Origin of the sequence: Flavobacterium hydrophilum, assembly GCF_003202405.1 — a bacterium.
Taxonomy (GTDB): Bacteria; Bacteroidota; Bacteroidia; order Flavobacteriales; family Flavobacteriaceae; genus Flavobacterium; species Flavobacterium hydrophilum.
Window position 1 is genome coordinate 1195333 of record NZ_QJHL01000001.1, and the last position, 11934, is coordinate 1207266.

Annotated in this window: 7 protein-coding genes; 5 read left to right on the top strand and 2 right to left on the bottom strand. The window is 36.7% G+C overall.

What is annotated here, in order from left to right; genetic code table 11:
• Position 1 precedes the first annotated feature (1 nt).
• The 5 genes from DMB68_RS04620 (at position 2) to DMB68_RS04640 (ending at position 7457) form a co-directional block, all read left to right on the top strand.
• On the top strand, positions 2-1609 hold the full coding sequence (locus DMB68_RS04620) for a RagB/SusD family nutrient uptake outer membrane protein (RefSeq protein WP_110346347.1): 1608 nt from the start codon (positions 2-4) through the stop codon (positions 1607-1609).
• A gap of 33 nt (positions 1610-1642) precedes the next feature.
• Positions 1643-2701 (top strand): SusE domain-containing protein, encoded by a 1059-nt coding sequence (locus tag DMB68_RS04625; protein WP_110345472.1) that lies wholly within the window; start codon positions 1643-1645, stop codon positions 2699-2701.
• Positions 2702-2795: 94 nt separating this feature from the next.
• Positions 2796-3905, top strand: a complete 1110-nt coding sequence (locus tag DMB68_RS04630; protein ID WP_110345473.1) for a glycoside hydrolase family 53 protein — start codon at positions 2796-2798, stop codon at positions 3903-3905.
• A gap of 3 nt (positions 3906-3908) precedes the next feature.
• Positions 3909-4940, top strand: coding sequence for a glycoside hydrolase family 53 protein (locus tag DMB68_RS04635; RefSeq protein WP_231131582.1), 1032 nt, complete (start codon positions 3909-3911; stop codon positions 4938-4940).
• An 84-nt stretch (positions 4941-5024) separates the two neighbouring features.
• A complete protein-coding gene (locus DMB68_RS04640) occupies positions 5025-7457 on the top strand; it encodes a DUF4982 domain-containing protein (protein ID WP_110346349.1) in 2433 nt (810 codons plus the stop codon).
• 236 nt (positions 7458-7693) lie between these two features.
• Here the strand turns inward: DMB68_RS04640 and DMB68_RS04645 are convergent, their stop codons facing one another.
• Positions 7694-10027, bottom strand: coding sequence for a GMC oxidoreductase (locus DMB68_RS04645; protein ID WP_110345474.1), 2334 nt, complete (start codon positions 10025-10027; stop codon positions 7694-7696).
• 2 nt (positions 10028-10029) lie between these two features.
• Positions 10030-11910, bottom strand: coding sequence for a metallophosphoesterase (locus tag DMB68_RS04650; RefSeq protein ID WP_110345475.1), 1881 nt, complete (start codon positions 11908-11910; stop codon positions 10030-10032).
• Positions 11911-11934: the final 24 nt, after the last annotated feature.

The following is an 11934-nucleotide window of genomic DNA, read 5'->3' on the forward strand; positions in this document are numbered from 1 at the left end:
AATGAAAAAATATATAGTAATAACAATTATAGCATTGACTAGCGTTTTTCATTCCTGTACGGATGATTTGAACGTAGTCTCAGAAGATGATGATGTGCTTTCATCTGATGTTTTATTTTCCACTCCGGCGGGATACAAAGCGGCTTTTGCAGGAGTTTATGGAAACTTAACCTTAACCGGAGTTATAGGCCCTAATGATTCTTCATTAGAAGGTGTAGATGCCGGAACAAGCCAGTTTACAAGATGTTTATTGTATATGCAGGAATTAACAACAGACGAATTGGTCTGGAGTTATGAAAATGACGGTGGAACTGCCGAATTGCAGCGTAATATCTGGACATCTGCCAATCCTGTTATTTTAGGAATGTTCAGTAGAACAATGGTTTCTGTATCCTACGCAAATGAATTTTTGCGTCAAAGTACACCGGAAAAATTAAGTGCCCGCAAAATTACAGATGCTGCGACTGTGGCCGATATTGAGCTTTACCGAAATGAAGTTCGTGTTTTAAGAGCGTATGCTTACTATAACATGATGGATTTGTTTGGAAAAGCGCCGATGTATACTGAAAATGATCCTTTAAATTTTAGAGGTCCTCAGTATGACAGAAAGCAATTGTTTGATTTTATTGAAAGTGAATTAAAAGCTGTTTTACCTAATCTAAAAGCGGCAAGAACGAATGTTTATGGAAGATTGGATCAGTCTATGGCACGTATGATTCTGGCAAAAATGTATCTGAACGCTCAGGTATATATTCAGGCCAACCGTTATAATGACTGTATCACAATGTGTAACGAAATCATTGCAGGAGGTTATAGCTTAAAACCGAAATATCTTGAAAACTTTATGGCTGACAACAATACGTCTGAAGAAATTATTTTCGGAATTCAGTCTGACGGAACTGTATCTCAAAACTGGGGAGCAACTACAGTTTTAACAAATGGACAAGTTGGAGCCTGGGAAAATAATCCGGGTGATTTTGGAATTGGCGGCTGGACAGGAGCACTTCGTATCAGAAAAGAATTTGTTCAAAAATTTGATGGTGTAAAATTCAGTCAGGATGACAGAAATACTATCGGAAAAGGTGTTGCGGGTGATCCAACAAAACAAAGAACTATTGATATTGCAGATATTGGTGTAAAAACGCAGGGGTATATCTTATCTAAATTTTCTAATAAAACTTCAGCAGGAGTAAACGGATCAAGTTCTACTTACGCCGATACTGATTTCCCTTTATTCAGACTAGCCGATGTTTACCTTATGTATGCAGAAGCAACTCTAAGAGGAGGAAACGGTACAACAGCTAAGGCATTAGAATATGTAAATGATTTAAGAGAAAGAGCGAATAACAATTCAACTATTGGGAACATTGTTTTAAGCGATCTTACACTTGACTTTTTAATCGATGAAAGAGCACGTGAATTGCACTGGGAAGCGCACAGAAGACAAGATTTGATTCGTTTTGGAAAATTTACCGGAGGATCTTACAACTGGGCATGGAAAGGAAATTCTGCAAAAGGAATCTCAATTCCGTCTTACAGAAGTGTTTTTCCAATTCCGGAAGGATCATTGGGAGCTAATAAAAACTTAACTCAGAATACTGGTTACTAACCCCCTTTTTTTAACAATATAAACGATAAGAAAATGAAAAATATATATAAAATATTCATAGCAATTGCAATGCTTACAGGATTATGGTCTTGTGAAAACGAAGAGAATTTAATGATTTTAAAGCCTCAGGAAGCGGCTTTTGCCATCATCACACCAGAAGCGGGTTCTTCTACAATCCTTAACAAAGAAACGCCAAACAACACTGCGTTGACTGTAACCTGGGAAAAAGTAAGCTACGGAGCACCAACTGTTGTAAGCTACACATTACAATTTGCTGTGAGCGATACCGAATTTGCCGCACCGGTTGATATTACAACTTCTACTTCAACTAATGCAATCGTTTCAGTTTCAGAACTGAATGCAAAAGCATTAGATTTTGGATTAGAACCTGGGGTGGAAGGTACAATTGATGTAAGAATCAAATCGACAGTAGGAACAACGGGTTCAGAACCAAAATTCTCAGACATCATTACCATTGTAGTAACTCCTTACCAAGGTGTTACACCTCCGGTTGACTTATATTTGATTGGGCCTGGAACAGCAGCAGGATGGAGTGTTACAAGTAATCTTATGCCAATTTTCAGAGATCCGGCAGACAATACAAAACACTATTACACAGGATATTTAAACAAAGACGGTTTTAAATTGATCGAACAAGTTGGTTTCTGGGCTCCGGCGTATGGTACAAATGGAGAAAAAGTACAATACAGAGCAACGGAAGGTGATGCTGATCCGGGTGTTTTCCCAACAAGCGCTTCAGGTTATTACTCTTTTGAATTAAATATTAAGGACCTTACCTATAAAATTGCGCCTTTTACCGGAACCATGCCAAGTTACACAACAGTAGGTATAATTGGAGATGCTGCACCATTAGACAATTGGGGAAGTAGTGTTGCAATGACTAAGTCTGCTTTTAATCCTCATATTTGGAAAATCACGTATACTTTTACAGCCGACGGTAAATTTAAATTCCTTGCCGATGCTAATTGGATTGGTGATAGTTCAGGAGCTGATATTCAGATTAAAGCAGGTAAATATGATATTTGGTTTAATGATATCGATAACCGTTACATGTTAATAGCTGTTCAATAATAATGACAAAAAGTTAAGATAAGCCTCAGGTAACTTATTTGAGGCTTCTTACTCTTTTTTTAAGTAGAAAAACAATTTATAAATTTCAATCATTATGATTTTACAGATAAAAAAACGCCTGTCAATAATTGCATTGCTGATGATTACAGCAATTCAGTTTTCCTGTTCAAATAACGATTCTTCCGATACGCCAATTGTAGATCCACCGGCTGCCGATGATACTTTTATCAGAGCTACTGATGTTTCTTACCTTCCGGAAATGGAAGAACGCGGAACTAAATTTTACAGCAACGGCAAAGCCGAAGACATGCTTACCACACTTAGAAATGCCGGTTGTAATACCGTCCGAATCCGTTTATGGAACAATCCCTCAAACGGTCATTCAGGTTTTGCAGAAGTGAAAAAATTTGCAAAAAGAATCAAACAATCTGGTCTTAGAGTCTGGCTTACCGTTCATTATTCTGATCATTGGGCAGATCCCGGAGTTCAGACTACTCCGAAAGAATGGGAAAATTTATCTTTTACAGATTTAAAAACGGCCGTTTCAGCGTATACAACAAAAATTATTACCGAAATCAATCCTGATATTATTCAGATCGGAAACGAAATCAACAGCGGATTACTTTGGCCACAGGGAAATTTAATTAGTAACGAACAACAATGTATTGACATCTTAAAGGCAGCAAGTGCAGCCGTTCGTGCAAAAGCTCCAAATACTAAAATCATGATTCATTATGCAGGTGTAAACGGAGGAGGTACAGATTGGTTTTTCAATAAGATGAAAACCATTGATTATGATTATATCGGATTATCATACTATCCTGTTTGGCACGGAAAAGATATCAGTCAGATCAAAACAACTCTTGATGCTTTAGGAAAAAAATACAGCAAAAGAGTCCTGATTGCTGAAACTGCTTACCCTTTTACCCTTTCGTTTAATGACTTTACCAATAATATTGTAGGAGCAGCTGATCAGTTAGTTCCAAATTATCCTGCTACACCAGCCGGACAAAGAACTTTTGTGCTTGCTGTTAGAAATCAGGTAGAATCATCAGAATTCGGACAGGGTTTTGCGTATTGGGGAGGCGAGTGGGTTGCTTTCAAAGGGCAACAGGCTACAAACGGTTCTACTTTTGAAAATCAGGCTTTATACAGTTTTGATAACAATGCCCTATCAGTAATGCAGGCTTTCAGTAAAGACTAAAACATGAAAAAATCACTTAAAATTATATCTTTTTTGATGATAACTGCCGTTTTATTTACTTCATGTAAATCTAAAATGGCAAGCCTGAAAGATTCTTTTTCAAAAGGAGCAGATGTAGGCTGGTTACCTCAAATGGAAGCAACAGGTTATAAATTTTATGATGTAGACGGTTCTCAAAAAGACTGTCTGCAATTATTAAAAGATCGTGGAATCAATACAATTCGTTTAAGAGTCTGGGTAAATCCAAATGATGATAAAGCCAGCGGACACTGCAGTCCGGAAGAAACAGTTGTCATGGCTGTTCGTGCCCAAAAATTAGGAATGCGCATCATGATTAATTTTCATTACAGTGATTCGTGGGCAGATCCCGGCAAACAAAATAAACCGGCAGCCTGGGCAAAACATTCTTTTCCTGAATTGTTAACAGATGTTTACAATCATACCTATGATGTACTGAAATTGTTGAAAAAAGCAGGAGTTACACCGGAATGGGTTCAGGTTGGAAATGAAATTCCAAGTGGTATGCTTTGGCCGGAAGGACATACAGACAACTTTGCTCAATTGGCGCAATTACTGAATAAAGGATATGAGGCTACAAAAGCTGTAGATTCAAAAATTAAAGTAATTGTACATTTGGACGAAGGAAACAAGAACGAAAAATTCAGATGGTTTTTTGACAAAGCAACAGAACTGAATGTAAAATACGATATAATTGGTCTTTCGTACTACCCGTTTTGGCTAAAAACAGATTATAAAGAAAACATTGCCGATTTAGAAAATAATCTGAAAGATATGGCTTCCCGTTACAATAAAGAAGTGATGGTGGTCGAAGTTGGCGGTGATTATACATTAGTAGAAAATACTAAAGAAATGCTTGAAGCAACTATAAAATCCGTAAAAAATGTTCCTAATAATAAAGGTTTGGGCGTTATTTACTGGGAACCACAAGGCGAAAAAAGCTGGAGTGGTTATCAGTTAAACGCCTGGCTTCCTGACGGAAAACCATCTCCGGCACTGGATGCTTTCAAAAATTAAATAAACAATAAAATTTTGCCATTAAAGATTAAGTGATTTAAACTTTATGGACTTAATTTCGTAATGGTAAAAATTAAACAGAAAATGAAACTAATTTTTAAGTCAATATTATTCTTATTGCCACTGATTTTTTCTTCGGGAAAAATGATGTCACAAACGGTCATTTTAAAAGACAACTGGCGCTTTTCTAAAGAAGTAAAAGAAGATGCTTTTTCTGTAGGTTATGATACTTCGAAATGGGAGAAAGTCAGTGTTCCTCACGATTGGGCTATTTACGGACCTTTTGATAAAGAATGGGACAAACAGGTTTCGGCAATTGTACAAAACGGAGAAAAAATTCCGACTGAAAAAACGGGTCGTACCGGATCGCTTCCTCATATTGGAACAGGCTGGTATCGAAATACATTTAGGCTTCCGGAATTTAAAAAAGGAAAAAAAGCACTTCTTGTTTTTGAAGGCGCTATGAGCGAACCGCAGGTTTTTTTAAATGGAAAACAGATAGGGAAATGGGGGTATGGCTACAGCTATTTTTCTATTGATATTACCAATGAACTTCTTGTTGGATCAGAAAATCTATTGGCTGTAAAACTAACTAATTTGCCATTTTCATCAAGATGGTATCCAGGAGCGGGTCTTTACAGAAAGGTTAGTGTTGTGGTAACTGAGGAGGAAAGCTTTACTCAATGGGGCACTTTTATTACCACTCCGGACATGAAAGACAATAATGCCGTTGTGGATATTAAAGCGGAGTTTCATGGCAGTAATTTGTCGATGGAAACCCAAATAAAGGATGCAGATAATAAGGTAATAGCGACACAAAAAACTGCAGAAACAAAAGAGGGGAAATTCCATCAAATAATTTCAGTTGGCAAGCCTAATTTGTGGAGCCCTGAAACACCTTATCTCTACACAGCTGTAACCAAATTATATGCTGCTGACGGAACTTTAAAAGATGAACAAAAGATAAAATTTGGTATACGATATATTAAATACGAACCCCACATAGGATTTAGCCTTAACGGAAAAATAACCAAATTTAAGGGAGTTTGTCTTCACCATGATTTAGGACCTCTTGGTGCGGCAGTAAACAAAGCAGCACTTAAAAGACAGCTTACAATTCTAAAAGATATGGGATGTAACGCAATCCGGAGTTCTCATAACATGCCTTCTTTTGAACAGCTTGAATTGGCTGACGAAATGGGATTTATGTTCCTTGCTGAAAGTTTTGATGAATGGGCAAAACCAAAAGTAGAAAACGGATACCATCGCTTTTTTGAAGAATATGCAGAAAAAGATATTGTGAACTTAGTGAAAGCCACACGAAACCATCCTTGTATTGTAATGTGGAGTTCAGGTAATGAAGTTCCGGATCAATGGGGAGCTGAAGGGGTAAAACGTGCCAGATGGCTGCAGGACATTTTTCATCGTGAAGATTCTACAAGACCTGTGACTGTTGGTATGGATCAGGTAAAAGCAACTATGGAATCTGGTTTTGGAGCTTTGCTGGATATTCCGGGATTAAATTACAGGGTTCATCTTTATGAAGAAGCGTATAAAACATTCCCGCAAGGATTTATTTTAGGTTCAGAAACAGCTTCAACAGTAAGTTCAAGAGGAATTTATAAGTTTCCTGTAGTTCAGGAAAAAAACAAACAATATGATGATTTTCAAAGTTCTTCGTATGATCTTGAAGCCTGCAGCTGGTCAAATGTTCCTGATGATGATTTTGTGCTTCAGGATGATAAACCGTGGGTTATTGGCGAATTTGTCTGGACAGGTTTTGATTATTTAGGAGAGCCTACGCCTTATGATGAAAAATGGCCGTCAAGAAGTTCTTATTTTGGAATTTCAGATTTAGCAGGGCTTCCTAAAGACCGTTTTTACCTTTACAGAAGCAGATGGAATACAGAGGATAAAACGCTACACATACTGCCACACTGGAACTGGAAAGGAAGAGAAGGCGAAATTACGCCGGTTTTTGTTTACACGAACTACGACAGTGCTGAGCTTTTTGTAAACGGAAAAAGTATGGGGATTCAGAAAAAAAACAATTCTACTCCGCAAAACCGTTACCGCCTGATGTGGAACGATGTGAAATATGAGCCTGGAACGGTAAAAGTTGTAGCATTTGATTCGAATGGAAAAATAGCAGCACAAAGTGAGGTTAAAACAGCCGGAGATCCGTATAAAATTATTCTTGAAGCAGACCGTAAAACGATTAAAGCTGATGGAGAGGATATCTCTTTTGTCACGGTTTCGGTAGTAGATAAAAACGGAATTCCATGCCCTACGGCAACTAATGAACTACAATTTAAAGTAACCGGAGCTGCAACTTACAGGGCTGCTTGTAATGGAGATGCTACATCATTAGAAGTATTTCATCAGGATCATATGAAACTTTTCAGTGGTAAACTGGTAGTTTTGGTTAAAGCAGTCAAAACTCCAGGCGCAATCAAATTGGAAGTAACAGGTAAAGGACTTCAGAAAGGAAAAATAAATTTGAAGTCTGAGCATTAATAATTTAGTATTATCCGAAACTCAATTCCTTTTTTTATATAATTGTGGTCGCTAAAATTGAAAAAATGACTAAATAAAAAGAACCAGACAGAAGTAGACTGTCCCCAAAAAAATAGAGTAATTTATAGTAAATCTAAAAAAAATGAGCCCGATATTATATCGGGCTCATTTTTTTTAGATTTACTATTGCTAATACATTTAGCTATTTCGATGTCAATTTTAATTCTTGACTTCCATTAAAAAAAAGTTTCCCAAACTTCTCCTGCAAATAGTTTTCCAAATTTAGTGACAGCATTTATGCATTCTTTATTATTATCAGGATAAATAGCTTTCATAGTTTGAAGCTGCTTCATGAAATCCCCTATTGCTATTTTCAAAATTCCTTTTCCAATGGTATTATTTTTATTATCATCCTCATACACTGTTATATAAAGTGTGGTTGTGTCAGCCCATAAATCAAAACCTTTGTCGTCTCTTATGTCTTTGAAGCCATAGAAGGAATAAGAGCGTCCCTCATAAGTTCTAAGCTGCATGGCATATTTCATTAGTTTTGTTTTTACATTGTTCTCATCTTTTACAAATAAATTAAAAATTCCGTTGGTAACTGTAATAGGATGTTTAGATAGGGCAGGACAATTAACCGTTCCAATCATACCAGCCTTATGATCGCTATCTGCTGTAAAGGCTTCAATATCCTGCGATTGAATGGTTAATGTAAAGTCAAATGGCGAATTGTTTTTTTCTCCTTCATCATATCCCTTTTTGAAATCCTCCTTTTCATTAAGTGAAATAAAACCACGCATAGTTTCTGTAAACGAAACTCCAACTTCATATTCTTTCAAAGGTGATATTGTAATCTTTTTAAATTCATAATCCATTGTTTTTTGATTGGCCTCAACAATGATTTTGGAATTCCGTTCAGCTAAAGCAGAAATGGTCAATAGAGGATTTGTTCCCAAAGGACGCGGAATTATTGATCCATCCATTACATACAATCCCTGATGTAAATCTGTGTTATTCGTATTGCTGTAAACCTGGCCACAGTGATTGGTAACACTTGTTGCCGGATTATCACCCATTATACAGCCACCCAATGGATGTACGGTTACCATATCGTAATTTGTAAGCTTATTCCATTGCGGATTAGGCATGTATGTTCCGCCTAAGGCTTTTGTTGCCTCCTGAAGCTTGCTATTTACTTTCTGAAAAATTTTTTGTTTGCCCACGTCAGGCCAGTTTATTTCAAGTCTGTTATTTTCTAATTGCATTGAACCGTTGCCGTCGTCATGTGTCATGACTAAGTATACTTGTGTATGATTTAAAGAACCGAAGTAAGGGCCTTTGAAAATACTTGTAGCTTCTCTCTTTTGTTCGGCTACCCAATCCTGCCAATTTTCATCCGCATGGTTTACAAAAAATTTAGAGAGTGAAGTAAAAGCATTGGTAAGTATTGGCGATATAGGACCAGGTATGCTTCCTTCTTCAAGTGTCATTCCATCATCGAGAATATCTCTTTTACGCATGTCAATTATTGACGTAATACAGGGACCGACAGGCTCTTTGTCTTTGTCAGCATGATATTTTCCTAAACCAATGCCATTCATTTTGACATCATTATTATATCCAAAACCCAGTACATCACCATTACCGGTAAAATGTTTACCAATTGCAGGTGAAACAGTTAGGCCTTTTTCGCGCGAGCGTAATAATATTTCTGTACTTCCTAAAGAACCTGCAGATAAAATCACATTATCAGAAGTTATACATAGGGGAGGTGCATCAAATTTTTCACGGCCGACATGGTAAGAGTCAAAATAAACCAGCCATTTATTGTCTTTACGCTCTATATATTGAACACCTGTTTCGCAAAAAATCTCTGCACCGTAATTTACAGCATCAGGAAGATAATTCAAAGTAAGCATATTTTTTGCACTATGGTTACATCCTGTCACACAATCTCCGCAGTTGTTGCATTTTTTTTGTTCTACCCCTACATGATTCAATTCACCGTTATATTCGAAATTAACATTAAGGTCAAGATATCTGAATTCTTCTTTCATAGCAGCTGCCGAAGCCTTCATTCCCTTTGTTTTGGCAAGTTCAGGATAACCTGGTGTGTTTTCAGGATAAGGAGAAGGTTTGAGCATTTGTTTTGCTTTTTGATATCCTTCCTTAAGAGATTGCATATCATTTCTAATAGCTGCCGGCCATCTTAAATCTTCAAAAACCCGAGGTTCAGGTTCTATGGAAACATTGGCATTTACATTAGAAGTACCCCCCAATGCACAGCCTTTGAAAACACTCATTTCTTTCCCCATATAAAACTCATACAAGCCGGTTTTATTGCCGATGTGTTTATTATCGGTATTCACCTGCATTTCTTTTACAGCATCATCTAAGTCTTCCGGGTATTCGCCAGGTCTGAATTCTTTCCCTTTTTCTAAAAGACAAACCTGAATACCGGCACGCGATAGGCGGGATGCGGCAATACTTCCGCCATAACCTGAACCGATAATGATAAAGGGATAATGCGATTTAATTGACGTAATTGGTTTTGATAGACGTTTCATGTTTAGTTATTTTTAATGGTGATTGGTGGTTCTATTAAAAAAACTTCAGGAGCATCATCTGAAGTGAATGTGATATCTTTTTGTGTTTCATCTTGTTTCCATTTCCTAACAACTTTTTTTATTCCAATAGGATAAATGGTAAGATCGCCATCGCTGTTAATATGAATTCTGAGGAAATTTTTATAATGCTGATATGAAAAAGAAGAGGAAGCTTCAGTAATATGAATGTTGAAAAAATAGCCGCTTATAAATAAATAGATTCCCATAAAGAGTCCATTTAGGAATGCACCTGAAAAAAAACAATATGTTATGGCAATAAAAATTTTACAAGTCTTATCTATTTCGAAAGAAGTGCAATAAAAAAAATCCTGAGCAATGTATACTGAAAAAAAGATTGCCGCCAAATGAAGTTTTCCGTGAATAAAGCCCCAGAGATAAAACCATTTTGTACGTTCTGTATCTGTAAAAAGAGTGAAGCCCGCCAATACCAATCCTGACATAAAAAGAAACACCGGATGATAAATGGTGCCTTTAAAAAGATTTAAGGTATAAGAGCAAAAACCTGAAAAAAATGGCTGAACGAATGTACTGTCGGTAATATGATCAAATACAACTATATTCCATAAAAAAAGCAATGCAAGAAATCCCATAAGCATGCAAAAGAACTTATTGAAATAAGGAAAAAGCAAGTTCAAAAAAATCAGTTTTTTAGAAAGTTTTCTGGAAGGAAAAGTCATTTCGAGATTCGGATATGATTTTAGTGTGGATTTCATAAAATCGTAATCTTCACTTAATTTATCCAATGATTTAGGAAGCATATGGGTTGTATGCATAAAAGCACCTCCACCGCCAGCAGTAAACAAATGATTGCATTCTGTTTTATTTCCTCCCTCTTCCATCAAGCGTTCTTCTGAATATCGGGAATAATGATGAAGGTCTCCGGTAAGGGTTGCTGCAATTTTAAATTTCTTCCCTATTTTATTATAAGAGTCAGCCGTGATATATATTTCCTCAAAATATTTCAGACGCTTATAGGTTTCATCATTACATTTTACTTGTTTGTATACCCAGCTTGGCTCTGCGGTGCATAAAATGACTTTGCTGTCAGGGGGCATATTTTCTTTTGCGATTCTTTCAAAGTAAAGTTTTTGCTGCTCATCAATATCTGCGTTAAGTTGTATGTCTATTCCCCACAGCCAGTAATTGTGAGGCAGTTTAATAGCAAAATAACTTCTCTTTTGTTTCGTAATCCAGTTTCCAAACCAGCGTACCTGGGCAAAAAGTTTCATGAAATTGGTTAGTCCGTCATACCAGTCGTGATTACCAGGAATGGCGTACATTACAGGTCTTTCATTTTCTGGTGGTCTTTGGTCATTAGGAATATTGTGTGCTGCGCTGAAAGGAATTTTAAATCGATTTGTATAATCATCCATGCCTGGAGTTGGATATACCTGATCTCCACCCAATATTAACAGATTTCCTGATTTTAATTTTTCGGTTCCCTCTTTTTTAAGCGCTTCAACCCGCGTTTGTTTTTCTGCGGTTTTTCTGTCAGGTGTTAACTCATAACTTGGCTGTAGTTTTAATGATAAATCTTTTGCCACAAGAGAAGCTACCGTATAAGTCGGATTAAATCCGTCACCTGTATCAGAAATATAATCAATCCATATTTCATTTAATGCAGTTTCGGTTTTATCTGAGTTTTCTTTTACTGAATGATCATAGAATGTATTTTTAGGATCAAGAGCTGCTTCAAGTTCACGTTTATCTGCATAATTTGCAAAAGTTCCTGAAATAACTGTTCTCAAAGCCGTTGATGCAAGAATAGAAGGTTGGTACCAATTGACCATCTTTGGCTGAATGTATTTTTTTTGTGAACTCATATCTGTAATTTAAGATGTATGATA